The 24,267-nt window shown below is 40.1% G+C and carries 28 protein-coding genes; 14 read left to right on the top strand and 14 right to left on the bottom strand.

Annotated elements, in window-relative coordinates:
* The first annotated feature begins 82 nt into the window (after nt 1–82).
* The 3 genes from ACTL4S_RS03950 to ACTL4S_RS03960 all read left to right on the top strand — a co-directional run bounded on the left by ACTL4S_RS03950 (nt 83) and on the right by ACTL4S_RS03960 (nt 1,840).
* Nucleotides 83–436: a hypothetical protein gene (locus ACTL4S_RS03950; RefSeq protein ID WP_005171456.1), complete on the top strand. Its 354-nt coding sequence runs from the start codon at nt 83–85 to the stop codon at nt 434–436.
* 223 nt (nt 437–659) lie between these two features.
* Nucleotides 660–1,607 (top strand): GGDEF domain-containing protein, encoded by a 948-nt coding sequence (locus ACTL4S_RS03955; RefSeq protein WP_243475489.1) that lies wholly within the window; start codon nt 660–662, stop codon nt 1,605–1,607.
* Nucleotides 1,608–1,654: 47 nt separating this feature from the next.
* Complete coding sequence (locus ACTL4S_RS03960) at nt 1,655–1,840, top strand: hypothetical protein (RefSeq protein ID WP_005171464.1); 186 nt, start codon at nt 1,655–1,657, stop codon at nt 1,838–1,840.
* Here the strand turns inward: ACTL4S_RS03960 and ACTL4S_RS03965 are convergent.
* Complete coding sequence (locus ACTL4S_RS03965) at nt 1,837–2,013, bottom strand: hypothetical protein (protein ID WP_005171466.1); 177 nt, start codon at nt 2,011–2,013, stop codon at nt 1,837–1,839. The two genes, ACTL4S_RS03960 and ACTL4S_RS03965, sit on opposite strands and share 4 nt — an antisense overlap.
* A 215-nt stretch (nt 2,014–2,228) precedes the next feature.
* Here ACTL4S_RS03965 and ACTL4S_RS03970 point away from each other — a divergent pair, with 215 nt between their 5' ends.
* From ACTL4S_RS03970 to ACTL4S_RS04010, 9 genes are all read left to right on the top strand, one after another.
* Nucleotides 2,229–2,468, top strand: a complete 240-nt coding sequence (locus ACTL4S_RS03970) for a hypothetical protein (protein ID WP_441298797.1) — start codon at nt 2,229–2,231, stop codon at nt 2,466–2,468.
* The gene (locus tag ACTL4S_RS03975) at nt 2,465–3,001 is read left to right on the top strand and encodes a hypothetical protein (RefSeq protein ID WP_441298798.1); all 537 of its coding nucleotides are present in this window, start codon (nt 2,465–2,467) and stop codon (nt 2,999–3,001) included. The genes ACTL4S_RS03970 and ACTL4S_RS03975 overlap by 4 nt, the downstream gene beginning before the upstream one ends.
* A 1-nt stretch (nt 3,002) precedes the next feature.
* Entirely contained in the window at nt 3,003–4,124 is a 1,122-nt protein-coding gene (locus ACTL4S_RS03980) for an ATP-binding protein (protein WP_310076555.1), read from the top strand.
* Complete coding sequence (locus ACTL4S_RS03985) at nt 4,121–5,245, top strand: hypothetical protein (protein ID WP_441298799.1); 1,125 nt, start codon at nt 4,121–4,123, stop codon at nt 5,243–5,245. Before ACTL4S_RS03980 ends, ACTL4S_RS03985 begins: the two co-directional genes overlap by 4 nt.
* 130 nt (nt 5,246–5,375) lie before the next feature.
* Complete coding sequence (locus tag ACTL4S_RS03990) at nt 5,376–5,618, top strand: hypothetical protein (RefSeq protein WP_005171476.1); 243 nt, start codon at nt 5,376–5,378, stop codon at nt 5,616–5,618.
* Nucleotides 5,618–6,004, top strand: a complete 387-nt coding sequence (locus ACTL4S_RS03995; RefSeq protein ID WP_441298800.1) for a hypothetical protein — start codon at nt 5,618–5,620, stop codon at nt 6,002–6,004. Before ACTL4S_RS03990 ends, ACTL4S_RS03995 begins: the two co-directional genes overlap by 1 nt.
* A complete protein-coding gene (locus ACTL4S_RS04000) occupies nt 6,004–6,366 on the top strand; it encodes a hypothetical protein (protein WP_441298801.1) in 363 nt (120 codons plus the stop codon). The genes ACTL4S_RS03995 and ACTL4S_RS04000 overlap by 1 nt, the downstream gene beginning before the upstream one ends.
* The gene (locus ACTL4S_RS04005; protein WP_441298802.1) at nt 6,363–6,593 is read left to right on the top strand and encodes a hypothetical protein; all 231 of its coding nucleotides are present in this window, start codon (nt 6,363–6,365) and stop codon (nt 6,591–6,593) included. Before ACTL4S_RS04000 ends, ACTL4S_RS04005 begins: the two co-directional genes overlap by 4 nt.
* Nucleotides 6,577–6,873, top strand: coding sequence for a hypothetical protein (locus ACTL4S_RS04010; protein ID WP_228129707.1), 297 nt, complete (start codon nt 6,577–6,579; stop codon nt 6,871–6,873). Before ACTL4S_RS04005 ends, ACTL4S_RS04010 begins: the two co-directional genes overlap by 17 nt.
* On the opposite strand, the gene ACTL4S_RS04015 is transcribed toward ACTL4S_RS04010, so the two are convergent.
* From ACTL4S_RS04015 to ACTL4S_RS04045, 7 genes are all read right to left on the bottom strand, one after another.
* Complete coding sequence (locus tag ACTL4S_RS04015; protein WP_416680605.1) at nt 6,866–7,885, bottom strand: tyrosine-type recombinase/integrase; 1,020 nt, start codon at nt 7,883–7,885, stop codon at nt 6,866–6,868. The two genes, ACTL4S_RS04010 and ACTL4S_RS04015, sit on opposite strands and share 8 nt — an antisense overlap.
* Nucleotides 7,886–8,185: 300 nt before the next feature.
* Complete coding sequence (locus ACTL4S_RS04020; protein ID WP_004278743.1) at nt 8,186–8,407, bottom strand: hypothetical protein; 222 nt, start codon at nt 8,405–8,407, stop codon at nt 8,186–8,188.
* A 95-nt stretch (nt 8,408–8,502) separates the two neighbouring features.
* Complete coding sequence (locus ACTL4S_RS04025) at nt 8,503–10,620, bottom strand: hypothetical protein (RefSeq protein WP_441298803.1); 2,118 nt, start codon at nt 10,618–10,620, stop codon at nt 8,503–8,505.
* A gap of 63 nt (nt 10,621–10,683) precedes the next feature.
* Nucleotides 10,684–13,323: a bifunctional aconitate hydratase 2/2-methylisocitrate dehydratase gene (locus tag ACTL4S_RS04030; RefSeq protein ID WP_005252103.1), complete on the bottom strand. Its 2,640-nt coding sequence runs from the start codon at nt 13,321–13,323 to the stop codon at nt 10,684–10,686.
* 297 nt (nt 13,324–13,620) lie between these two features.
* Entirely contained in the window at nt 13,621–13,890 is a 270-nt protein-coding gene (locus ACTL4S_RS04035) for a hypothetical protein (RefSeq protein WP_004645372.1), read from the bottom strand.
* A 209-nt stretch (nt 13,891–14,099) separates the two neighbouring features.
* Nucleotides 14,100–14,459 carry a hypothetical protein gene (locus tag ACTL4S_RS04040; protein WP_005103441.1) on the bottom strand — a complete coding sequence of 120 codons (360 nt, stop codon included), beginning with the start codon at nt 14,457–14,459 and terminating at the stop codon, nt 14,100–14,102.
* Between the two features lie 112 nt (nt 14,460–14,571).
* Nucleotides 14,572–15,006 carry an I78 family peptidase inhibitor gene (locus tag ACTL4S_RS04045; protein WP_441298804.1) on the bottom strand — a complete coding sequence of 145 codons (435 nt, stop codon included), beginning with the start codon at nt 15,004–15,006 and terminating at the stop codon, nt 14,572–14,574.
* Nucleotides 15,007–15,356: 350 nt separating this feature from the next.
* Between ACTL4S_RS04045 and xseA the strand changes: the two genes are divergently transcribed.
* Both xseA and xseB read left to right on the top strand, forming a co-directional pair.
* Nucleotides 15,357–16,628 carry an exodeoxyribonuclease VII large subunit gene (xseA, locus tag ACTL4S_RS04050; RefSeq protein WP_243475164.1) on the top strand — a complete coding sequence of 424 codons (1,272 nt, stop codon included), beginning with the start codon at nt 15,357–15,359 and terminating at the stop codon, nt 16,626–16,628.
* Nucleotides 16,618–16,812: an exodeoxyribonuclease VII small subunit gene (xseB, locus tag ACTL4S_RS04055; protein ID WP_005103445.1), complete on the top strand. Its 195-nt coding sequence runs from the start codon at nt 16,618–16,620 to the stop codon at nt 16,810–16,812. Before xseA ends, xseB begins: the two co-directional genes overlap by 11 nt.
* 228 nt (nt 16,813–17,040) lie before the next feature.
* Here the strand turns inward: xseB and ACTL4S_RS04060 are convergent, their stop codons facing one another.
* The 6 genes from ACTL4S_RS04060 to ACTL4S_RS04085 form a co-directional block, all read right to left on the bottom strand.
* Complete coding sequence (locus tag ACTL4S_RS04060; RefSeq protein WP_005103446.1) at nt 17,041–17,241, bottom strand: hypothetical protein; 201 nt, start codon at nt 17,239–17,241, stop codon at nt 17,041–17,043.
* Between the two features lie 653 nt (nt 17,242–17,894).
* Complete coding sequence (locus ACTL4S_RS04065; protein ID WP_191112129.1) at nt 17,895–18,182, bottom strand: hypothetical protein; 288 nt, start codon at nt 18,180–18,182, stop codon at nt 17,895–17,897.
* A 159-nt stretch (nt 18,183–18,341) separates the two neighbouring features.
* Nucleotides 18,342–18,482, bottom strand: a complete 141-nt coding sequence (locus ACTL4S_RS04070) for a hypothetical protein (protein ID WP_004645377.1) — start codon at nt 18,480–18,482, stop codon at nt 18,342–18,344.
* Between the two features lie 157 nt (nt 18,483–18,639).
* A complete protein-coding gene (locus ACTL4S_RS04075; RefSeq protein WP_005247243.1) occupies nt 18,640–18,909 on the bottom strand; it encodes a hypothetical protein in 270 nt (89 codons plus the stop codon).
* A 308-nt stretch (nt 18,910–19,217) separates the two neighbouring features.
* Nucleotides 19,218–19,421 (bottom strand): hypothetical protein, encoded by a 204-nt coding sequence (locus tag ACTL4S_RS04080; protein WP_005103450.1) that lies wholly within the window; start codon nt 19,419–19,421, stop codon nt 19,218–19,220.
* Between the two features lie 324 nt (nt 19,422–19,745).
* Nucleotides 19,746–24,266, bottom strand: a complete 4,521-nt coding sequence (locus ACTL4S_RS04085; protein ID WP_441298805.1) for a translocation/assembly module TamB domain-containing protein — start codon at nt 24,264–24,266, stop codon at nt 19,746–19,748.
* Nucleotide 24,267: the final 1 nt, after the last annotated feature.

The raw sequence follows: 24,267 nt of genomic DNA on the forward strand, positions 1-24,267 counted from the left end.
AGTGTAACCTTGTCTTTAAAGGTTACATTATAACAATTAGTATAAAGATACCTATGATTCATAAATAGAAAGGTAAGTCTCAATGAAATATTTGTTAGGCGCAGCATTGTTAGGATTAGTGATTACTGGCTGTACTTCAAATCCAAAAAACGAAGTGGTGCAAGAAAAAGTTGTGAGCAATACTCCAGCTGAAACTCAGGTAATTAATTTTACTGGTCCAATGGATCTTACAGTTGAATTGAAATCTTCAGATAATTTTGAAACTGCAGAAATGACAGATAATTCTGGCAAGGTTTATCACCTTAAACGAGCTATTTCAGGAAGTGGTATGCGTTTGGCCAATGATGACGGCGTTTCAATTCACTTCAAAGCTGGTGAAGGTATTGTAGAGTTTATGAAAGACAAACCTATCAGTATTACTGAATACAAAAAATAAGATTATTGTTGCAGGATAACCCACCCCAGTGGTGGGTTATCTTTTTATTATATGAAGTAATATTCCTATTTATTAGCCGATGGAATTTCTAAAAATTTTAAGTAAAGTGAGTTAAATTTTTGAATAATTAGTGAGCTAATCAGTTTAAAATTATAATATATGACGCTGTAGTCTAAAAATTGTTTTTTCACATCTCTCTTAGTACAAACATCGGACTAACTTAATGAATAATATTAACTTTAAGAATTTCGAAGAGGCTGGCCAAGCCATTTTAAAATTCTTATCTCAACGATTTGGATTTAAGTTATGGATGATTACCCGTACCGAAGGTGATGACTGGATCGTGTTACTAAGTGAAGATAATGGCTATAACGTTAAGCCAGGACAAGTATTTCGATGGGCAGATTCTTTCTGCTCACACATGGTACAAAATAATGCGCCCCGCATTGCCCCCTATTCACCTGATATTCAAGTTTACGTAGACGCACCTATAAATCACTTAGTCCCAATTAAAGCCTATATCGGCCAACCTCTGTATAAAGAAGATGGGTCCCTTTTTGGCACTCTCTGTGCAATCGATCCTGAACCTCAATCTAAAAATCTGGTCGAGGAAGCTCCATTATTTGAGCTGCTAGCACAAGTGCTTAGCTATAATATTCAAGCTGAATTAAAAGCCGCTGAGTACATACGTAAAGCTGAACGGTTTGAAATGGAGGCATTGTCCGATCCGATGACTGGCCTTTTTAACCGTCGTGCTTGGGACCAGTTAATTGAATTAGAAGAAAAGCGCTGCAAACGATATGGTCACCCTGTTGCTATTCTTATGATTGATCTTAATGACCTCAAGATCACCAATGATACTTTGGGGCATGCTGCAGGTGATGAACTCATTCAAAGAATGGCTTTAACCCTCAAAAACACTGTACGCAATAATGATATTGTCGCTCGTCTAGGTGGTGATGAATTTGCTGTACTTAGTATTGAAACCAGCCGAGAAAATGCGGATAAACTTGCAACCAGAATTCAAACTGCTATTGCAAAAGCTGGCATTAGTGCTGCAATTGGTTTTGCAATGCGAAATCCCACATACGGTCTATCAGCAGCTATCATAGAGGCAGATGAAAAAATGTATCAGGATAAAGCCCTAAGCAAATCACCTGAGACTAATTAATAAAAAATGCGAACCCGACGCGGCTCTTGGATCGGGTGGAGAGAAATATGCCTTCAATTGAAGAAAAACGCCTAGCTATTGAGATGGCTGATAAAATCATACAAACGCGTATCAACCTTAAAAACCCTGCTTACTATAAACAGAATAACCAAGCAGGTGATATCGCGTACTGGAAAGAGGTTTATGAAGAGTGCTTGAGGGTAGTATCACCCAATGACCTAAATAAGAATTAATTTTTTACAGCCATATTTTTAGTGAGCAGCTCAAAATCGCTCTGAGTAAATTTTACCCGGTCAAAAACAAAAGATTCAGCAATTTGTATATATTCCTGTATCAACACTGGATCATGCATACCAGAGGATACATATGTTTGATATAAATTCGCTCGAAATTCTTCTCTAGTCATCTCAATAAACTCCATCCAACCCACCCTGTGTGGGTTTTCGTTTACCTATTACACTAAGTTTATACCTATTTTAAACTATTTTCACCTTCGGTTTAATTTTATCTTGATTTTATTTTATACCTTTGGTTTAATTATCCTCATAGACAACAAAAAACCTCAGCGTGCTGCGAACCACCTGAGGCATGACCCACAACTTAACTGTGAGTGAAATTATTATGAACAAAAACCCAATTCAAAGCAACTTGCCGGAATTCAATGCTTCACCCATGACTTCCGAAAAGCTGTATCAGCACCCAGTGCCTTCACCTAAGCCACATTGGTTGAGCAACTTCTCTGCTCTATTGCTCCTTATCTCTATCTTCATTGGTCTAGCTGCGATGTTTACCTATGCTGCGGATCAGGAAGCTGCTTATCAAGCAGAAGCGATTGCTAAGGCCGCTGGGGGTGCAAAATGATTTTAAATTCTGCTGATCAAATTTTTGAAGCACTCCTGAATGGCCAATCGGTCTACTGGTGTGAGTGTGGCTCTGATGACTGGTCTCCTTTAAATGATCGAACTCAAATTAATTTTGTGGACCTTTACACTGGTTTCCTGCAATTCAAAGCAGATGAGCTACCTGTAGTGCCAATGCCGATTGAGTTCAACTCAACTCATCGCTATTTCTCTGAATACATCAAGACCTTTGAAGGACTTGAAATCTATCGAGTGGGTAAAACCCGTGCAAGCTATTTTGCCCTACGTGTCAAAAGTTCAGGAACTATTTCTGACTATTTCTGCAATACGCAGATCTACTCCATTCAGTCTAATGGTTCATTGAAGAAGATGGATAAATCTCTTACTCCGCAGTGGATCTTAGATGGATTAGAAAATGCGCGTGTTGCTATGCGCAAAAACAAGCGTCATCAAGTTTTAGAAAGTACCGGCTTCTTTGCATCGGAAGACTATAAGAACTTTAAGCGTAATAACCGTCCTGCAGGAGCACGTTGAGATGGCGATTAATATTATTCCAGCGAATCAAGCGCTGCTAGTTCAGGCAATTATTGTTTACCTGTATGCAGATCCAGGCTTGGGTAAAACCTCTATCGGCTTTACTGGTGATAAGGCTATTTCATTCGACTTTGACAAGGGTTCCCACCGTACTGGTGAGCTTCGTCGCGGTGCTGTAGTTCAGGCTCACCAGTGGTCTGATGTTGCAAACCTAACAATGGCCGATCTTGAACCGTATAACACCATTGTGATTGATACCGTCGGTGCAATGCTTGAAAGCATCAAAACTCATTTAATGCTGAATGCGACCAATAAACAGAAAGATGGATCGTTAAAGCTTAAAGCCCAGGGCTTGGCCAACAACATCTTTAAGCAGTACGTGAATACGCTGATCGCTTCAGGAAAAGATGTGGTGTTTATAGCTCACGCTTCTGAAGATCAAAGCGGTGACCAGGTAATTTATCGCCCTGATCTGGGTGGTAAAAACCGTAATGAGCTATATCGAATTGCTGACATCATGGGTTATTTGACCACAGTCACTACTGGTGAAGGTAAGAATGCCCGGGTGATTAGCTTTAAGCCTTGCCCTACCCATCACGCTAAAAATGCGGGTGGTTTAGGTGGTGATACTGGTGAAGTGTGGGTGCCAGATCTAAAGACCAGTCCTACATTTCTGGCCGATCTTATCAAGCAAGCTAAGGACCATATCAACACCCTGACACCTGATCAATTGGCCGCAATCAAGGCCCAAGAAGATCTAGAAAACTGGGTACAAAGCTGTGGTGAGGCCCAATATGCGAGTGATCTAAATCAACTCACTCAGTCTCTTGAAGACACTCACCTGTATTACAAAAACATGCGTGCCGAGCTGGTTCGTCGTGCTCTGGAAATGAAGTGCATATTCGATAGACAGCGCAATGCATGGACAGATCCACCAGAGTTTAATGGCATTTCTGATGAGCAGCTTGCCGATCTACAGGACTTTATCGATACCTGTGGGCTTGATGCAAAAACAGTGTGTGAACACTTGGGGCTTGATGCTCTCAACCAGATAGAAGCTTCTAAATTTGAAGCTGTAAAAAATGAAATAGAACAAGTAGCGAAGGGAGCAATGACAGCATGAAAATTTTAAATAGCAAAGAAGCTTTTGAAGCAATGATGGCTGGCCGAAATATCATGTGCCGCGCTGCTGGCGAGTTAATGGATTTTGATGATCTATCTCAATTCCCTGCTACGATTTTCGCTATGCCGGGCTATGAGTTCTGCATCAAGGTTGAAACAATGGAGCTGGCTGGTATTACCTTCACCAAGCCTTTAACTCTTGATGATGTTGTAGAAGATCAGGAAATCTTTATTATTCATCCTGACCATATCTCACAGATTAAATACAGCAAACAGTGCATGGAGTATTTCAAAGCTGTCGACAATGGTTTTGCTCAGGCGGATAAAGAAAATGCCGAATTACAATTGGTTGCAATGGGTGAACTATTTGGTCGAATGATTGTCTATCCTCCAACTATAGACAATACAGGCAAACCTAAAAAGAGACGCTCAACCAAAGCTAAGAATGAGACTGAACAGGCTGGCATACCAGCTGGTCCAGGTGATGCTGTACCAGATATTGAAAAACAGCCTGAGCCAGAGCTGATTCAGCCTATTGAAGCCATAGAGCAAGAAGCCACTATTAATACTGAAACTCCAGTTACAGGAATTGAAGCGGATTCAGTTGAAACCGACCGGGTAAAGCTTGTTGAAAAGTTCACTGCACAAATTGATCAGTTTACTAAGGAGGATGACGTTCTTTCATTCCGTCACGTATTTCTGGCCAATGGACACTTAGATCAAAAAGATCAACAGCACTTGTGCAAGCTTACAGAAGATAAATTGCTTGAGCTGGATCCAGAGCAATACACGCCGAAGGTTGAACCTGAACCAATCGCAGATGAAGTCATTGAAGCTCAGCAACCAAGTATGTTTGATCAAATTGAAAATGCCGCACGCAAACAAGCATCAGTGGAAAGTGCTGAACATGGTAGTGCCCCTATTGATCTCTTTTACAAGAAGAAAAAACAGGTTCTGATCAATCGGATCTATGACATGGATTCAGTAGAAACTCTAGAGCGATTAGCACCAGCGATACCTGCAGCTAAATTACTTCCAGCTGATCATCAGGAGCTACTCAGTATTTATGCTCAGCGCAAAGATGCCTTGATTCAAGCTGCTGAAACTGGGGAGGCTTCATGAGTTACTCCTACTCTTCAATGACCCGCGTGCTGCTTGTGCAGCACAAAGGTCGGGTTAGAACTTACCGCAACATCAACCTATTCGGTATTGATGATTGCCTTCGAAATTTTGCGAACACCTGGGGGTACAGATGATCTTCAGAATTAAAAAGAAGCATGAAGTGGGCTTTAAGCTTTGGCTAGAAAAATTGGGTTATGCCAAAAATGAACTTGCGGATGGCAGCTCGACATTTAGCGGCAAAGGCACACGCAAGACACTGAGTTACGTGCTCTTAAAGAAAGATTTAACAGGTAATGCGGCATGTCAGGTGCTATTTCATGAATATGAAGAGCACCTGGATAACCCTGATTATTTAGATGTGAAGGTGGCGTGATGGAAAAGAATAAATTGTGGTGCGTAGGAATCTGCCCTGAAGATGATAGTCCGCATGAGCAGTCACCTGCCGTATCAAAAGAAATTGCTGAACGTGCTTTGGCTCGTTACAGAGCAATGACTAAGGCTGAAGGCAATCAGTTCATGATCGAATCATTTGATGAATACTTTCAGGTTCAAGAATGGGAAGGCACAGCTGAAGAACACCAGGAACAAATGTTTTATACAGAAAATTGGTTTAAAGAGCCGATGTACCAGTGCTTTGACCTACCAACAGCATGCAAAGTTTTTGAATATGGTGAGATTGTTAAATGCTACAAAAAAGGCTCATCACCACTTACCACATCAAATTTTGAAGAAGCCAAGCGCTTCTATGAGGTGGCGTGATGACTGAAATTCAATTAACCAAACTTCAATTGGCTAACTATGTTTGTGATGAGTTGCATAAAGAAATGCCATTTGATCTGATTTTTAATCAGGGTGAATTTGTGCCATTTATGGAAATCATTGATGCTTCAAATCTTGATGTTGGATTTCCAGTCAAGAACATCGGTGACAAGATTCATGTCGGTGTAACAAAGGGAAATTCAAACGGTATATATCAGGCATTGAGCAGCTACATCGCAAAGAACCAGAAGCCTGAAAACTGCATTGATCAATTCATTGCAAGCGGTGAATTTGATAAGGCATTCCGCGAAGTATTTGGGTTGCCGGAAAGTGTGGTGAAGAGTTTGGGAGAGGTGTCGTGAATAAATACGATTGGTCAAACGTGCCGGATGGAGTTGAATGGATTGCTACAGACTCAAACGGATTAGTTTTTGGTTACGATGTAGAGCCAATACAGAAAGAATGGGGGAAATTCATACATCACAGCGATTTTATTTATTTTCCTCACAGGAAATGGATTGAGCCGTTTAAGGGTAACTGGCGTGAGAGCTTAGAGAAAAGACCGGAGGTGAATGATGGGAGCACTTAAGTACACCATTACTGTCGAGGCTGATGTTGAGCCTCAGCTTTATCTTGGACAGAGCATCTTTGGTGGGAAAATTGTTCAACTTAAGATGGAGGATTTGCCCGCTTTGGTTCCAGTGTCGTGGTTGGTTGAAAAATATGGATTAACCAAAACCACAATCATCAAAAAGCTTGAAGGTTATAACCAAGGAACTGAAGGTAAGCATCTTTATGAAACCAAGGTGGCCATGATGATTCTATCAAAGCCACAAAGAAATAAGCGCGGATCAAAACGGGTCAATTAGACCCGTTCAGCATCTCACTGATTTCGCTTGCTGTGGGATTATAATAAGTGTTAATCAAAATACCGGCAGTCTTGTGACCGGTAATTTTCATTAGAATCTCAATTGGCACCTTTCTTAATTTAACCAATCTGGTAATTCCTTCATGTCGGGTATCATGGAAATGCAACTCCTTAATATTTGCTTTTTTCACCCTTTTACTAAACGTATTTTGAAAAGTGCTGCTGCTTATTTCAATTAGCTTGTCAGACCCATTGTCTGGAATTAGTTTTAATAATTCTTTCGCACTATCCATTAACGGCACATCACGCGAGTGGCCATTCTTGGTGTCAGGCAGATGGATATAGTCTTTATGGATATTCGACCTTTTAATAGATAGTATCTCCCCTTGCCGCATAGTTGTTTCAATGGCGAAAAGAAAAGCCCAAGCGATAAAATGTTGTATCTCAGTTGGAATCTGCCCTCTCTCATAATTATGAGCTTCTAGCACCAAATTAATTTCAGCATTGCTTATGCGTCGATTTCTTGATTTTGGCTGAGATGGTTTGCTAACCATGGAGAATGGGTTACTTTCAATAAGGAAGAGTTCTTTCTGTGCATAGGTAAAGATGGCAGAAAATAAAGATATATCACGAAGCACAGTACCAACACTCACACTTTTTAGTCTTGAGTTGCGCCAGTCAGTCAGAATTTGTGGCGTAATATCGTGCACCGACATTTCAGAGATGACAGGATAGGTATCAAGAAACTGCTTGATTGAGATTCTAATGGTTCGGCTAGATTTCTTATGCCTTCCAATTTCCTCATAGTACTTATGCATTAATGCGGAAAATGGATAGTGTTGTTTGACTTCGCTCTGATTTTTATTTTGCTCTGTTTTCAATTCTAGAATTTTGAGCATGGCCCATTGCTCACATTCCTTTTCAGTATCTCGCGTAGCACTAATGCGCTTACCATTAAACATCAGTTCAATACGGTATGACTCTCCACGTTTCCTTGCTTTTGGTAGTTTCATTTCTGGCGTAATCTTGGCGTAAATAGTCTTTCATCTTAACTTATTTTTCGTCCAAAGCGTCCAATATGTTCAATTAGAATGGATTTAAGAAGAAGTTTTTAAAGTAGATCATGTTATTCATTTTTATTTAATTTGTTGTTTTATATAGTATTATTAAACATCCCCATAGAATATTATTATAATTCAGCTATTTGGGATAGCACTTAACCATGGGGCTTTTTATTGTCTGAATATTTTAAAACGGATATAAAATGGACTGATGATAACGTCAACCCATGTTTTTCTTTATCGAATTAAATATTATTTTGACTCAATGTCATAGACCCAATTTCGTGCCTGTTTGTCTGTGGTCGTTTCACAAACGTAGTAGTCGTGATCCCATGAATCAGGATGGAATATTTCCTTTTTGGTATAGGTGACATTTTTGCCTTTTTCGACGCAGACAAAGCTGTCACCTTGGTCTTTGACCTGCGTTCCGTTGAGGAAGCCACCAATACAGAGGAATCGGGATTGTTTTGCCATTTGGTTAGATCAACTTTTACATCACTAAAATATGTGGTGATTAAACGATTTATTGAAAATACTGTAAAGCGTAACCAAGAAAAATTCTAACCTTATCAAGAAGCAAATTTATTCAGCATTTTTTCTATGTAATAATCGTAGTTACCCAATTGCTTTGACCAAAATGTATTTTTTTCAATTGATTCTAAAAATTGGATAGGATCAATTTTCACTTCATCTTTTTCAATATAAAATTGCTCATCAACAAGTTTTTGCATAAATTCAGATTCACAATTTGATGTAATGATGACTTCATCTAAAGATACTTTTAAATGATCACCAAAATATTCATGATCAAACTCTAGTGTAGTATCAATAATCCAAGTATGAAGTACGACTTCACTTATGTCATCAAAGAACTCTTTTAAAAAATATTTTTTAATATACTCAACTTTTTTATCCAACTGATAACTAGCTTTATTCAAGGTGAAGTTTTTATATTCATAAATTTCCTGAATACTACTTCTTATATATGTAGATTTCACTTCTGCCACAATGACATGATTTCCATGAATTGCTATTAAATCAATTTCACCAACATCTTTAAATTCAGGAACAAGTTGAGGAAATACTTCAAAACCTAAATCATGCATTTTTTCTGCTAGAGTTAACTCAATCTGATTAGTTTCTCCCTTCAATTCAAATCTATTTTTATGTAATTTACGAAAGTAGTTGGTCATAGTAGTATTTAAATTTTGATATGCTGTAAGCCATGGAAATTGAAAAATAAAGTCATCAATCTTATAAAATGGTTTTTGTTGGAATGTAGACACATCATCATTGTCGTACAAATCACAACTCCAAAAACTTAGAATCTCATCCATTTTTTTCTTTTTTATATTATTAGAAGCCCCCTGAACCCATGAAGACATTCTTTTTATCTTCTCTTCTCTTTTAGCGAAAGTAAAAGGCATTCTATTTTCGCCAATTACAAAACCATGCATAGTAAGCTGTGTTAATGCATCTAAATTACCTTCAGAATTAGGTAAAAAACGCATAAATTTTTCAATATGATCCTTTAAATAATGTGCTTGTGATAAAGTCATGGTAATCATTGTTTCAAAAGCATTGAGCTTTTGGTGATTGATACTGAATTCTGTAATCCCATAAACTTGGGCTAACTGCTCTTGAATACCAAAGGCTTTTGACAATGCAATTGCATTAGCTTCTAAATTATCACCTGTATTTATGATGCTATAAATTGCGTCAGATTTTAGTAATTTTTCAGCCCCTACACCTAACCAATAACTTATCAATAAAGCATTTTTCTCCGACCAATTATCCTTTTTCTCTTTTGAATTAGTATAAATCAATTCTGAGTTGTTCAGCTTGAAATTTACTTGCTTATCAAAACAGAATGACTCTAGTACATTTCTTTTATAGTTAAGGATCTCAATTTTGATAGCTACAAGCTTTTTATAAAACTCATACTGATCTTGAAGAAGTACACTCATACCCTCACCAATCAAGAAAGGCATTAACTTATTTCTCAATGCCAATGCTAGCGATTGTTCTGTTAATTTTTTAGTATTTTTTCTAGAAGTTTTGACAATATGATCAAATGCTTTCCAAACCGTTTCTGCTGAGCTATTTTCAGTACTATCAAATTGATAAGGTAAATGTGCAAAATAATCTTGATTAGGAATTAAATACTGATAAGCGTATAAACTGCCAAAAGCCATAGCAGTAATTTGACCAATGTTTATTGTATTTTTTATCTCTTCATAAATTTCCAATCGATGCTTATATTGTGCTTGTAAATGTTTTACAGTCTGGAAAAAGATATGCAGTGCGTCGATTTGTATTTCTTGATCAATTTCTTTTAAAACATTCCAAGAATTATGATCTGATTGTAGGATTAACCCAGACTGACGTACCGCTAAAATAAAGCTTTGAACATCTAGTTTTAAATAATTTACACAGACATTTTTATCAACACCTCCAAATCGCAAATATTGGCTCAAAGCTAAAATGTAGTTTTCACTTTGAACTTCATCAACTGTAAGTAACTTAATAAAATTTGATTGCCAAAACATATCAAACTTATTTTTGAATAATCCTATCTTAGGTTGTGTACTTTTATATAAAAGTTCTTTAACAATTTTTTCTTTAGCTTTTTCCACACTAAATTCTAAAGCTAAATGTTCAAATTTTTCTTCGTAATAATTTTTCATAAAAAATAAGGGCTGATTACTCAGCCCTTATCTTATACCGCTTATTGCTTAATTAACAAAGAATTAAGTCAACTGAGCAGCAGCAATTTTCTTAGTATCAACGTCTTTAGCAGCGTCAGTATATTCGCTCATCTTGTCGAAGCTTAAGTATTGATAGATGTCAGCTGACATGCTGTCAATTTGAGCTGCGTACTGTTGATATTCTTCTGGAGAAGGCAATTTACCCAATACAGCAGCAACAGAAGCAAGTTCAGCAGAAGCTAAGTAAACGTTAGCACCTTGACCTAGACGGTTAGGGAAGTTACGAGTAGAAGTCGATACACAAGTTGTATTCGGAGCTACACGTGCTTGGTTACCCATACACAATGAACAACCTGGCATTTCAGTACGCGCGCCAGCTTTACCATAAATGTTATAGAAACCTTCTTCCATCAACTGATGTTCGTCCATACGCGTCGGTGGAGCGATCCACAAACGAGTTGACAATGCACCACCAGGAACTTTCTCAAGCAACTTACCAGTTGCACGGAAGTGGCCGATGTTAGTCATACAAGAACCAACGAATACTTCGTCAATTTTCGCGCCTTGAACGTCAGAAAGAAGTTTCGCATCATCTGGATCGTTCGGGCAGCAAAGAATAGGTTCTTTGATGTCTGCAAGATCGATTTCATACACTTTGGTGTATTCAGCATCAGCATCAGCTTTGATCAGGCTTGGGTTAGCCAACCATTTTTCCATGTTCTCAACACGACGAGCCATCGTACGCGCATCGCCATAACCTTCAGAAATCATCCACTTCAACATGGTGATGTTTGAACGAAGGTATTCAGCAACTTTCTCTTCAGAAAGCGTGATAGAACAACCAGCAGCTGAACGTTCAGCAGAAGCATCAGAAAGTTCGAATGCTTGCTCAACAGTCAGGTCAGTTTCCATTTCTGTTAAGTCGATCTCAAGGATACGACCAGAGAAGATGTTTTTCTTACCTTTCTTCTCTACAGTTAGGTCACCTTCCTTAATTGCGTAGTAAGGGATAGCATGTACAAGGTCACGTAGAGTGATACCAGGCTGCATTTTACCCTTGAACTTCACAAGTACAGATTCAGGCATATCAAGTGGCATAACACCAGTTGCTGCAGCAAACGCTACAAGACCAGAACCCGCCGGGAATGAAATACCGATTGGGAAACGAGTATGCGAGTCACCACCAGTACCAACGGTATCTGGAAGAAGCATACGGTTTAACCAAGAGTGAATAATACCGTCACCTGGGCGTAAAGACACACCACCACGGTTCATGATGAAATCAGGAAGCGAGTGTTGCATTTGAACGTCAACTGGTTTTGGATACGCAGCTGTATGACAGAAAGATTGCATAACTAGATCAGCAGAGAAACCTAGGCAAGCCAAGTCTTTCAATTCGTCACGAGTCATTGGACCAGTTGTATCTTGCGAACCAACAGTAGTCATCTTAGGTTCACAGTAAGTACCTGGAAGTACACCTTGACCTTCAGGAAGACCACAAGCGCGACCAACCATCTTCTGAGCTTGAGTGAAACCTTTACCAGTTGCAGCAGGCTGAACCGGAGTACGGAACATTGTAGATACTGGAAGACCTAAAGCTTCACGCGCTTTAGTCGTCAAACCACGACCTACGATCAGGTTAATACGACCACCAGCACGAACTTCGTCTAGAAGTACTGGAGTTTTAAGTTCAGCTTCAGCGATTTGTGCGCCGTCTTTGAACGCAGTTACTTTAGCAGCAGCGTGATCGATCTTAAGAACGATTTCGTCGCCCATGTTCATGTTGGCAACATCGATCTCGATCGGTAATGCACCCGCATCTTCCATGGTGTTGAAGAAAATCGGAGCGATTTTAGAACCTAGGCAGTAACCACCGTCTTTTTTGTTCGGGATGTGCGGGATGTCGTCACCGAAGAACCAAAGTACAGAGTTAGTTGCAGATTTACGAGATGAACCTGTACCAACAACGTCACCCACGTAAGCAACCTGGTTGCCTTTCGCGATCAGTTCTTTAATCTGGTTAAGTGGACCCACTTCACCAGGAACTTCTGGATTGATTCCGTCACGTACGTTTTTCAACATTGCATTTGCGTGCAATGGAATGTCTGGACGGCTCCAAGCGTCTTGTGCAGGTGACAAGTCGTCAGTGTTGGTTTCGCCAGTTACTTTGAAAACAGTCAGTTTGATTTCTTCAGGAACGTCTTTACGGCTAGTGAACCATTCAGCGTCAGCCCAAGACTGCATAACTGCTTGAGCATTTGCGTTACCAGCTTTTGCTTTATCAGCAACGTCATGGAATGCATCAAATACAAGAAGCGTTTTTTTCAATGCTTCAGCTGCAAGTTCAGCAAGCTCAGCATTGTCTAAAAGTTCAACTAAAGGCGCTACGTTGTAACCACCAAGCATAGTACCTAGTAAATAAACAGCACGTTCTTTAGAAACGAGTGGAGAGGTTGCTTCGCCTTTTGCCAATGCAGCTAAGAACGCAGCTTTTACATATGCAGCTTGGTCAACACCTGCTGGTACACGGTTTTCAAGCAAATCTACCAAGTATGCTTCTTCACCAGCTGGCGGGTTTTTTAGTAGTTCAACTAATGCAGCTGTTTGGGCATCGTCAAGTGGCTTCGGTGGGACTCCGAGTGCGGCACGTTCTTCAACGTGTTGGCGGTAAGCTTCTAGCACAGTGTTATTCCTCTTTTTTAAAAAATTACTTATGAATTCCTGCTTATTCTAAGCTTCATAAATAATATGGACTCCGAAATTTTACTAAATTTCCAGTTAAAAGTTAATGCAACTCAAGTGTTTCTTCGTGATGCTCGTTATTTTATAACTAAATGATGCTCTTAATGATTATTCCATAATCAGTTCCAGCTTACACCACACGAAACAAGCCCATGAATAGGCCCTTTTAACTGAATTTAATGCATAAAAAAGGCAACCCTGATGTTGCCTGATTTGAAGTTAAAAAGATACTCCACCTTAGTGTACAGTGGTCGAGTTTAAATACTGCTGATATGAGTCTCGGCAGCCTTGGAATTTCACCACGCATTCATCTTCATAGGTGCTACTGTGATTATTGCTGGCAAAGGAAATATCAACCTGATAAAGCTTTTTATCTTGTTCTAGTATCTTCTTTAAAACGACTTTGTCACCGACGCTGAGTACATAGCGACTGCCGCCAATAATGACCACACCCTCTTCATCTTCCAGCAGCAGATCAGAATGATGCAAATATCTTACGACTTCCATATTGTGCTACTCCTCGGTTAATTGGAGTTAAATTCATTATTCAATATAAAGATAAGTATTTCTATATTTTAGATTTAGAAATTGTCACAACGTGTACATTTTGCTTAGGTTATTTTTATTATTTAGTCTTTTGAAGATGCTTATATTTAAATACGTTTAATGGGAAATATGGGTTGGATAATTTTATCCAGATATAAAAAAACCGTTCCTTAGAACGGTTTGTAATCTGGTAATTCATCATGCGGTGTCGCAATACACTTTGCAGTAAATTCAGCGCGGACTTTTTCACGGGCTGCTTTTACATCTACCTTAATCTCTTCGGCTGGAATCGCATAGACTTCATCAATAATATTCAGGATAAAACCTTTGGTGGTTTCATCATCGATCTTGTTGGCATGCTCGATTGCTTTTTCTTTCTCAATCGCATTCTGACGATCCAGCATAATGGTACGCGCCGCATTACCGACACTTCGACAATAACCTTGCCACTGCTCTTCAGGGGTTAAGGGTTTCTTCTCGGCACAACCGGCCAGCGCCAGCATAAACGATAAAGCCAATAACTTTTTCATGAATTTCTCCTTCCGAGGGGCAATATAAAAGATCGGGGAAGATTTGTCATTTCAAAATGCCAGTTGTATGGAATTAAAAAAGCCCACTCATGGGCTTTTTCATTTTGTGTAATTAACCACATGAAGCCTGGATAATCTTTTTGCTTGTAGGATCCACCGTTACAGTCACTCGTTCTTCACGATAATCCATCGTCACCGCTTGACCCGGCTCAACCATACGTACAATTTGTGCCTTGGTTTTCTGCTTGATTTGCGCTTCAGTCAAATTGGACTGACCCACCAATGCCGCTGCCTGATCAGCAATACATTTAGGTTGATTCATGTGCAGTAATTCCCACTCCTCGACCACCTGACCATTCTTTAAATGGCAATATCCGACCTGACCATTGCTTTCAGTACGAATCTCAAGCTTGCCACCCTGATTGACACAATAAGCGCTTGCAGGATTCGCTGAACCTATTTTAGGAGCTTCCTTCTCAGATTGCGGCGTGGTGGTACATGCGCTTAAAGCGACAGCCAGCAAACCGAACAGCATTGTTTTTTTCATGAGAGCCTATTCTTCTTTAATAATTCTTCACCAATTTAGCATATTTCCTTGTCCTCGCCAGACACAAGTCTGTGTACATTTTTAACTGTACTTTTTCATTAAAAAATGGAAATAAGACCTTTGTAAATTAAGGACTTCAACGCTATAACTTCTTTCAATGAACAAGAAAAACAGAAGAGAAGAACCTCTACAAAATACGAAAATTCCGGATGAATAGTCTGAACCAAGTAATTATGCACCTCAATAGCATTGCATTGTCATTACATCAATCAAATATGACTTCACTTTTAGATTTGTGATCTGTGCTGGATTGATTTAATATTTGATTGAATTTTAAACTTTCTATTGGCATGACAGACGATCCTCAACTCTCCCTCAAGGAATATCTTGCTACGGTTCAGGAAGTGGTCAAACTCACTTTCGATACACCAGTATGGGTCAAAGCCGAGATTCGTAATCTAAGTATTAAAGCTGGCCATTATTATCTGGAGCTGGCAGAAAAAGAAGTCGATAGTGATCAGGTCATTGCCAGTTGCCGAGCAACCATCTGGAAATTTAGTGCCCAGAAAATTGTCACGCAGTTTGAACGTGAAAGCGGGATTGAGCTGAGTCGTGATTTGAAAGTGCTGATTAAAGTCAAAGCTAATTTCGATCCGCAGTATGGTTTTTCTTTAAATATCGTTGAAATTGATTCAGGCTATACCCTGGGAGATATTGCCCGGCGTTATCAGCAGATTGTTGAGCGCTTGACAACTGAAGGACTGATTCAACGCAATAAAAACTTGCCCAGCCCTTTTGACCTGAACCGGATTCTGGTGATTGCTCCCGAAAATGCAGCAGGCCTGGGAGATTTCAAAAAAGATGCCGATGCACTACAGCGTGCGCAGGTGTGTGAGTTTGTCTATCACAGTGCGACTTTTCAGGGAAATACCGCCCCGCAAAGTATTATGTACAGTCTGGCACAAGCGCTCAAACAATGGGCTCAGACCTATAACACTGCCCCGGATCTGATTGTGATTATACGAGGGGGTGGCGCAGTCAATGATCTGGCTTATTTGAATGATTATGATCTGGCTGCCCTGCTTTGCAAGCGTTCGGTGCCGGTATGGGTCGGCATCGGGCATGAAAAAGACCGTACCATTCTGGATGAGATTGCGCATCGCTCCTTTGATACTCCGAGTAAAGCCATTGCCGGAATCCGCAATCATATCTTTAAACTGACCCAGGATATTCTGAATTATCTACAGCGCATTCAGCGTTTATCCCAGCAACAGATTCAAGCTTATCAAAATCAGAATGATCAATTTTTGAAACTGATTCAAAGTCTGGCCAACAACCAGATTATGGATGCGCTGCAACGTCTGCAACAGATCAAGGCCAATACTACCAGTCTGGCCCAGCAGCATACCCAGCTGATTAATCAGCAGCTTGATGCCCTGATGCGGGAAACGCTACTACAAAATCCTAAACATGTTTTATCCAAGGGTTATGCCATCGTGCGCCAGCAAGAACATGTGGTTGCCTCTATTCAACAGATTCAGTCCAGCGATCTGGTTGAAGTCGAATTACATGACGGCATTTTCTCAGCACAACTTATACAGGTACTTCCTCATGAATCATGATACTTTGAGCTTCCAACAAGGCTATGACATCTTGAAAAAGAATGCGGAATTGCTCGAATCTCAGCAAGAACCGGATATTGATAACTTGATGAAAATCGTGGAAGAATCCATGACCGCCTATAAAGCTTGCAAGGCACGGGTTGAAGCGGTTCAAACTGCGTTAAATGATACTTTTAAAGATTAATTGGATGTCATTTCAAATATTAGCTTAGACTATTCTGCTAGATTGAGTTGACATAAAAGCTCTCATTCATGGGGGCTTTTTTATTAAGTGAAAAAAATCATTTCAATGACTATTTAAATTTTCTAGATGGGGATTTTGATCAATCCGCTCAATTCTAAATGGGAAATATTGTATTTTCATTCTCATCCACCAGACGATAAAAAGCCCAATATTGAATTGGGCTTTTTATTACTCTTCAATTTCTATAGGATCACCGTCTTCAGGGCGAATATGACGCGTCCCATCATCCGCAGGATCAACACTAGAACCATCTTTGGTAATAGCATTGTACATTTCATCCTCTTTCTTATCATCGATAAATTCTTCATCTTCGAAATCTTGAGGCTCACTATCGTCGTCAAAGTTCAAAGGCTTTTCTTCATTTATCATGGCGATCCATCACTTATTTAACCAATAAAATATCATGCTCAAATATTTGAAAGATTCATTCAAGAGTCAACGATGATCATTTGTGTAACTGAATAAACACAATAGTCATTGGAACATTACTTTTCTATCGACAAAAAAATGCCTCCTTAGGGAAGGAGGCTGAAATTGGAAAGAAACTACAGCGATAGAATCTATTCATGCATTATATATAAACTTATAATTTATACATTAGCATAATATTACATTAATTTTTCAATTAAAAAGCCCGCTTACTCTTTCAAATAAGCGGGCTAGTGCTGTAGTCATTTTCTTCGTATTATTTGCGTCTTCTTGTTTTCGCAAAATGACTATAGCACTGTGAATTTATCAATAAAGTATAGGGAGTATTAATAAACTGTTCTCTTACATTTGCTTTAAGTTACTTTTCGTTCAATAAGCTGTACATATTAAAAAAGCCCACCTTTCGATGGGCCTTTCCCTTTATCACTTTTGCGCTGATTCAGGTATGTTGTCAAAGTGAGCAACGACTAGAGAATAAGCAAGCTATTGATAAAAATATATAAATACACCATTAACATATAAAAAAATTATAGTTTTATAAAAAATAACTATACTTGTTGAAGTAATTGGCGATTTTAGCTTTCAACGACACTTTATAGCTGACTTAATTTACTAGACATATAAGTTAAAAATAACGTCTTATCCTGAAAATCAGGCATTTCAAACACCCAAAAAATGTAATTTTTAGATCTCAATTTAAGTTTCACATTCACAGCCTTTACTTGAATCATTGCATCCTCATGCTGCATTTCTGCGAATAATTCTAAAATCAGGGCAAAGAATCTCAGTTTGTTGACTGTGTTGTATTTTGTTGGTTTATATATTCTCAAGGCTTCAGAATATATAAGCTCGCACCATTCATTTCCATCTTCATCATCCATTAGCTCTCATTTAATTATTTAAAATAGATCACGAGGTAGGTTTATAACATGATGGCTATAATTAAACTGCTTTTAATCTGAATATTAAAATTATAAATTTTTAGAAAATAAAAAAGCCCATCATCCGATGAGCCTTTTTGGGAAATATATCGTGAAGAACTAAGCTGCAAATTCTTGCAGTACAAATCGTTTTACACTTTCATCAAAGTCAGGTTTTGAAAGAGCAAGCTTGCCATTTTTCATAGTTTTATAACAATAACTCGCTGCTACTCCCATACCAACCAAAGTCAACAACTTCATTGCTCACCTCTTTACTGGGAAGATTTGAATACAAAGTTATCATTCAAATTTGTAGTTTTCCAACTCAGTTTCGATTGTTTTCTGTACTACATGTTAATGAATGTATGAATAATAAATGAAAACCTGCCGGATGATGTGTTTGCTTAAAGTCTTTCAACTAGTGGTTAATTTGCGTATCTATCCAGTTAAGGAAATTTTCCTTATTACTGAATTCTGGCATAGACCCTAAATTTATAGACTCTTTAGCACCAAATTTTCCAGCGACATTATTCGGTGCTTGAACTCTAAAATCCAGAGGATCACTTTCATGTAGAGTTCGAAAATATTCTACCGCTTTATCAAATTCACTTTTATCCTTAAAACCTGGTCGTTCCTTTAAAAAGTCATAAACTTGTTCTAGAGCTGGTAGATAATTATTTTTAGGCATTCTGTTTTCTCTAAAATGATGAGTTTTATGATGAAGACCTATTTTGAATGAATAATGATAAGAATATTCCCTTATTTCTTAGAGTTTATGTAAATCATGATGATTTGAGAGTTAAATCTAAATTCTGGAGTAAGCTGATAAAAAATGAGCGTAAACATACACTCATTTTTACTACATTTTCTGATGCATGCTTAACTGACCCGCATTGCTTTAAAATAAGGTCTATTTTATTGAACAAAGTGCAAATGTCGGCTGCTCTATCAGTAAAGATCAGATGCACTTTAAATGCGCCAGTTTAAGGTTCAAGCCTAATTAACGCTATGAATATCAAGTTCATCATTGGTGGTCAATACAACAGAAGCCAAAATTGGAATGCCCAAAATGAAAGGTACAGCGAAAATCCATAGGACTACGGTTACATCCGATTTAAAGAAAAATTGAATGGCTAATGCAGTCAAAATAAGTACAGAAAATAGAATCGCAGCAAAACGGATGATAAATTTAGTCGACATGCGAAGATGCTCTTATGCGTGAAATCGTATTTTCAATATACACCTATTTTTATTATGGGTTTATTGATTTTCAGTCTGTTATTGCATGTTTTAATTGATTTTCTATATGTGATAACTGAATTATACGACGATCAGTTTTCTTCACCCTGAAGTCTCATCCTAAATTCTTTCTCTACTAGTGATTTCATTGTCGTATATATAGAGAGATTGAATTCAGACATTAACGCTTCTGCTGATCCATAAATCAATCTACTGTATGACCAATAAAATTTGTGTGCTATCTCAAATTAAAAAAGCCCTAAAATTAGGGCTTTTTTAATGAGATTAGAATCGCCAATTATAGAACAAGTCAATCGCACGTTCTAAAGACTGACTCGCTTCCAGATACAGACGCTGATTTACCTGATAACGTAAAGTCAGCTTATTCACTGGTGTGAATACCCCGACCCCATAGCGCAGATATAAATCAGGCGTAATATAACCGGTCACAGAAACCTGGGTATCATCTCCTGTACCTTGGGCATCCAGAGCTAGACCAGTTAAGCCAAAACTGCGCCCGATCTGGTTGGTCAGTGCGCGGGTGCCACCCAAGCCCAGACTGATCCCAGCAGCAGCGATCGTATTATTCACATCGGATCTAAATCCTTCAGCCTGGCTTAAACCAGATACACCTTCATTGACACGACCGGTAATCAAGGCATTCAAGGCTTCCTGTTCTGACAAGCCCGCATCATTATAAATCTGAATACTTGGACTCGACGCAGTCCCTGTTACGCGCACTCCCACTGTACTACCCTGAACCGATTTATTGGTATCAATGTCCAGTGTCGGATTGGTAAGTTCACCATTAAAACGCGCGATAGCACGATTCAGGTCCAGACTTTGGCCATAGGCTTCGATTTTCACTCGTTGTGATACCCCGATTGCACCATTGGCACGCATTGCAGTTTCCAGACCACGCTGTGACAGATTCACCCGACCCAAGAGCGGAATACGACTGTCAAAGCCCTGGAAGATCACCTGATTCCCTAAAGAAACAGCGACATCTGCCCGGATATCCCAAGGACGTGCAGACTTCAAGATCGCCAGCTGATCATCACCTTCACGTACGACACGTACATCTGAAGATAAACCGACTACAGGTTCTGAGGCTTCAGGCATTGAAATCAGCGCACGCGGTACATCGACTGTGCCACTCAGACTCAGTTTTTTATTAAATGGGTACATATCCAGAGTCAAATCAGGTGTCACCACAGCGGTAATTAATGGAGCCTGACGAATCAGCAGATTATCACCTTGCAGTTTTAACTGCACTCGCGGATCACCTTTCCAGTCGACCGATCCGGTTAATTTACCCACACCACGACCACTGTTAAATGCGCCATTGATGCTAGCCGAATTCTGACGTATGGATGAATACAGTTGTACATTGGTCAGATTCACCGGCAAGGAGATCATGCTAATCGACGCATCTTTGACCCGAACCTCACCTTCAAGCAAAGGATCTGTTAAAGTTCCGCTAATTTTTCCAGCATAAGATAAGATCCCGTCCAGATTACGGATGTCCTGAATAAATGGCTTAAAGACCTTGAGCTGTACTTGGTTAAAGGCAATTTCACCACGCATCGGTTTACTGTCACGATATGGATCAATGATGACATTGGCATAGCCGGTTCCGATATCTGGTGTTTTGACATCCAGACGAAGTTGCAAGCCATCTGCCACGCTTTTTGCGACCAACCCGACTTCATCATATTTAAGGGTAGAACCCAAATAATCTGGATCTTCAGAAGATAGGCCTACCACACCATTACGCGTCACCAGACGCGCGTCGATTTTAGGTTTGGCGCCTTGTGCCCAAGCAGCCTTGGCATAACCATTGACTTTACCCGTCAACGCCAATCCATCAGGCAGGAATGCACTGAAATCTTCCAGATCAAGGTTTTGGGTAACAAAAGAGGCACTGCCACGGGTTTTATTAACCCGAATCGGCTGATCAAAACATAGCTGGCTTTGCTGACTCATCCAGCAATGAGCACCGATGAACAGATCCGATTGAGCACTGTTATAAATCACTGCTGCATTTTGACGCTGCACCAGACGAGCACGTAAAGAGTCGAAATCACCTTTTTGAATCTGACCCAGCCAGTTATTTTGGGCATTAAAGCCACCGGCGAGCTGCACAAAGAATTTTGACAGGCGGTTTTCTGCCTGCACTTTGAGAATGTGCGCAGCACGGGTACCGGCCAGTGATATCTCACCGCGTACAATCTCGCGTGAACCGCTACGCAGGCGATCCATTGTCGCGGTCAATAAGGTTGGTGTGCTTTGCGATGTTGGCAACTGTCCGCGAACACGAACTTTCTGCACACTAAACAGGTTTTTAAAGGCAAAGTTGTCGATAGACAGGTTGGCTGAAGCCTGCAATCGTGGCTGCGCCTGCATATTGATATAGCCCTGCGCACGACCTCTTAAGCCTGGATACAATTCAAACAGAGCCGGCGCATTGACTTTCAGTTGGAGATTTTGTGCATTACCGGTCGCCTGAATCTGGTTGCTGGCATAAGACAGGAACAAGTTATTGGCTTCAAACTGCTGTGGTACAAAACCGCGCTGGTTCGAATTAATGATGACCGATAAATTACCCGTGCCACGTACCGGTTTGTTATTCAGCATACCGGCCAGATTTAAGCGTTGAATCTGAATGCGTTTTAAAGCATCTGACCAAACGCCTTGGGTTTGCACATTGCCTGACAATTCGCCTTTGAGTTTTGCATTAAAATATTGCGGCTTAAAGCGGATTAAGGATGCATTGATATCCCAGCCAATGCCATTCGCCAGATTGACCAGACCGCTGGCATTAATCTTGCCAGCCACACCATCATGACGAAATTCATTTATCTTCAACATTTCTGGGGTGCCTGAAACGCGCAGTTTCAGCATACCCTGACTGGCTTTAAGCTGGCTGGCATTTAAAGCACCATCATAATTGACCGCATAACCTTTAAAACCGCCGCCCGCTTTTTCATTATGGAATAACAAGGCAATGGTGCTGTTTCCGGTCAAACGTACAGTTTCATTTTGCTCCGCCAGTCGTCCGGTCAGGTCGACATTATTGAGTTTAATAATCTGCTGATTCGGTTGCGCATAACCATTGGCTTTAACTTGGCCATTCAAACGATCTACCGGTGAAGCTGCGGCAATACTTTGAGTATTCAAATTTTTGGCATTTAATACCGCGGTCCATTTTAACTGACGTTTTTCCTGTGGCAGTTCAATCCGTGCATTGCCGCTTAAGCTGCCTGCTGCATTGGCGCTGTAATTAAAGCTCGGGACATTCAGGATATTTTTGTTCAGATTGAGCTTGGCTTGGTACATGCCTGCAGGTAGAATTCCTTCTTCATGCTGCTCGACTTTAGTCGCCACATGAATATTCTGCTGACCTTCGACCAATGCCAATTTGACATCGCCAGACTGACTGCTGAGCCAGCCCACATAAGGTACGGCGCGATCAATATTTTTCCAGGCAACATCTAACAGCATCGGTTGTACTTTATTGCCTTTGACCGGATTTTGATCCAGCTTCAGATTCCAGCTTTCATAGCGGTCGAAATCAACCAGTCCAGTAAGGTGCAGGCCATTTTCCAGGTTACCCACAGAAGCAATATTCGCATCCAGACTTGGCGGCAAGAAATCTTGTACGACTTGCGGAATGCGCTCATGTTTAGGATCAATCCCGTTCAAACGCCCAGCCAGATCCCAGCTGACCCGATCTTTCCAGCCCACTGTCCCGGCAAGGCTAACTGCACCTTTCATCAACTGACCATTCAGATCGGTAATATTCAGCTGATTGACCAGATCGGTATACATCACCGCACTATACTGGCCTTGCGGAATATTTTCCCCGATCAGATCAGTCTGGACATTCAGGTTCAGACGCTTGATATCACCATTGAACTCGGCAATACCGTCTTTGGTAAACAGTTTCTGTTCGGCCAGAATAGGCCAGTGATAATCTTTGAACTTCAACTCGCCGCGCATCGGTACCTGAGGACGCATAGGATGTACGATAACCCAACCGGTTAATAAATCAGGCGTATTGGTTGCTACGCCAGCCTGAATCGTGTCCAGTGTTCCGCGTGCCCGCACCTGAATATCATGAATATTCAGGCTGTCTCTTAAAGAAGGCAGATTGACGATGCCCGTGGCATCTAGCGGATATTTGCCTTCAAACTGCATTTTACCCCTGGCTTCACGTACCGACAGATAGCCCATATCCATCCGGGAATCTTCAAAATTTAATTCGGTGCCGGACCAGAGTGCCTCATTTAATTCGATATTATAAAAATCGACTGCATTGGTCTGGGTTTTAATCACCAAATGATCGAGTAATAGATGATCAACGCGCAAGATAAAAGGCAAACGGATGGCATTAAACTTGAACGGTTCGCCCGTTGATGGTCGCTTGTTAATAATTTGCAGATTGAGGACATCGGCCTCAGTCAGATGAATTTCTTTTTTGACAATCGCGCGCCAACCCAGTTTTACATCAGCACGATCAATTTTGACATCGACCGGTTTCAGGCTGACCAGCACATTTTTAAGAATAATCCCGCGCCATAAATTACCGCCTTCATATTCATATTGAATAATTTGCTGGCGTTCTAGCACTTGATCCAGCAGGAATTTACTGCCTTGATTGGTCGAAAATAGTAGAGCCAGCACAGACAGCAGAAAAATCAGCGAAAAAAGCACCGATAATAGGATGCTTCTGAATATACGGCGCTTTTTCGGCACAACGCTATCTTGTGGTTCTTGTTCTGGCTGTGGTTGGTTCTCGACCATG

Origin of the sequence: Acinetobacter lwoffii, assembly GCF_052078135.1 — a bacterium.
Taxonomy (GTDB): domain Bacteria; phylum Pseudomonadota; class Gammaproteobacteria; order Pseudomonadales; family Moraxellaceae; genus Acinetobacter; species Acinetobacter lwoffii_Z.

Excerpts from the sequence above, each read along its gene's own strand:
- ACTL4S_RS04060 (WP_005103446.1), bottom strand. The coding sequence starts at position 17,241 with ATGATAAATGAAGAAAAGCCTTTGAACTTTGACGACGATAGTGAGCCT.
- ACTL4S_RS03950 (WP_005171456.1), top strand. The coding sequence starts at position 83 with ATGAAATATTTGTTAGGCGCAGCATTGTTAGGATTAGTGATTACTGGC.
- ACTL4S_RS03995 (WP_441298800.1), top strand. The coding sequence starts at position 5,618 with ATGGAAAAGAATAAATTGTGGTGCGTAGGAATCTGCCCTGAAGATGAT.
- ACTL4S_RS04080 (WP_005103450.1), bottom strand. The coding sequence starts at position 19,421 with ATGTCGACTAAATTTATCATCCGTTTTGCTGCGATTCTATTTTCTGTA.
- ACTL4S_RS04000 (WP_441298801.1), top strand. The coding sequence starts at position 6,004 with ATGACTGAAATTCAATTAACCAAACTTCAATTGGCTAACTATGTTTGT.
- ACTL4S_RS03965 (WP_005171466.1), bottom strand. The coding sequence starts at position 2,013 with ATGACTAGAGAAGAATTTCGAGCGAATTTATATCAAACATATGTATCC.
- ACTL4S_RS03990 (WP_005171476.1), top strand. The coding sequence starts at position 5,376 with ATGATCTTCAGAATTAAAAAGAAGCATGAAGTGGGCTTTAAGCTTTGG.
- ACTL4S_RS04085 (WP_441298805.1), bottom strand. The coding sequence starts at position 24,266 with ATGGTCGAGAACCAACCACAGCCAGAACAAGAACCACAAGATAGCGTT.
- ACTL4S_RS03955 (WP_243475489.1), top strand. The coding sequence starts at position 660 with ATGAATAATATTAACTTTAAGAATTTCGAAGAGGCTGGCCAAGCCATT.
- xseA (WP_243475164.1), top strand. The coding sequence starts at position 15,357 with ATGACAGACGATCCTCAACTCTCCCTCAAGGAATATCTTGCTACGGTT.
- ACTL4S_RS04015 (WP_416680605.1), bottom strand. The coding sequence starts at position 7,885 with ATGAAACTACCAAAAGCAAGGAAACGTGGAGAGTCATACCGTATTGAA.
- ACTL4S_RS04025 (WP_441298803.1), bottom strand. The coding sequence starts at position 10,620 with ATGAAAAATTATTACGAAGAAAAATTTGAACATTTAGCTTTAGAATTT.
- ACTL4S_RS04040 (WP_005103441.1), bottom strand. The coding sequence starts at position 14,459 with ATGAAAAAGTTATTGGCTTTATCGTTTATGCTGGCGCTGGCCGGTTGT.
- ACTL4S_RS03975 (WP_441298798.1), top strand. The coding sequence starts at position 2,465 with ATGATTTTAAATTCTGCTGATCAAATTTTTGAAGCACTCCTGAATGGC.
- ACTL4S_RS04010 (WP_228129707.1), top strand. The coding sequence starts at position 6,577 with ATGATGGGAGCACTTAAGTACACCATTACTGTCGAGGCTGATGTTGAG.
- ACTL4S_RS04045 (WP_441298804.1), bottom strand. The coding sequence starts at position 15,006 with ATGAAAAAAACAATGCTGTTCGGTTTGCTGGCTGTCGCTTTAAGCGCA.
- ACTL4S_RS03980 (WP_310076555.1), top strand. The coding sequence starts at position 3,003 with ATGGCGATTAATATTATTCCAGCGAATCAAGCGCTGCTAGTTCAGGCA.
- ACTL4S_RS04075 (WP_005247243.1), bottom strand. The coding sequence starts at position 18,909 with ATGCCTAAAAATAATTATCTACCAGCTCTAGAACAAGTTTATGACTTT.
- ACTL4S_RS03960 (WP_005171464.1), top strand. The coding sequence starts at position 1,655 with ATGCCTTCAATTGAAGAAAAACGCCTAGCTATTGAGATGGCTGATAAA.
- ACTL4S_RS04065 (WP_191112129.1), bottom strand. The coding sequence starts at position 18,182 with ATGGATGATGAAGATGGAAATGAATGGTGCGAGCTTATATATTCTGAA.
- ACTL4S_RS03970 (WP_441298797.1), top strand. The coding sequence starts at position 2,229 with ATGAACAAAAACCCAATTCAAAGCAACTTGCCGGAATTCAATGCTTCA.
- xseB (WP_005103445.1), top strand. The coding sequence starts at position 16,618 with ATGAATCATGATACTTTGAGCTTCCAACAAGGCTATGACATCTTGAAA.
- ACTL4S_RS04020 (WP_004278743.1), bottom strand. The coding sequence starts at position 8,407 with ATGGCAAAACAATCCCGATTCCTCTGTATTGGTGGCTTCCTCAACGGA.
- ACTL4S_RS04035 (WP_004645372.1), bottom strand. The coding sequence starts at position 13,890 with ATGGAAGTCGTAAGATATTTGCATCATTCTGATCTGCTGCTGGAAGAT.
- ACTL4S_RS03985 (WP_441298799.1), top strand. The coding sequence starts at position 4,121 with ATGAAAATTTTAAATAGCAAAGAAGCTTTTGAAGCAATGATGGCTGGC.
- ACTL4S_RS04070 (WP_004645377.1), bottom strand. The coding sequence starts at position 18,482 with ATGAAGTTGTTGACTTTGGTTGGTATGGGAGTAGCAGCGAGTTATTGT.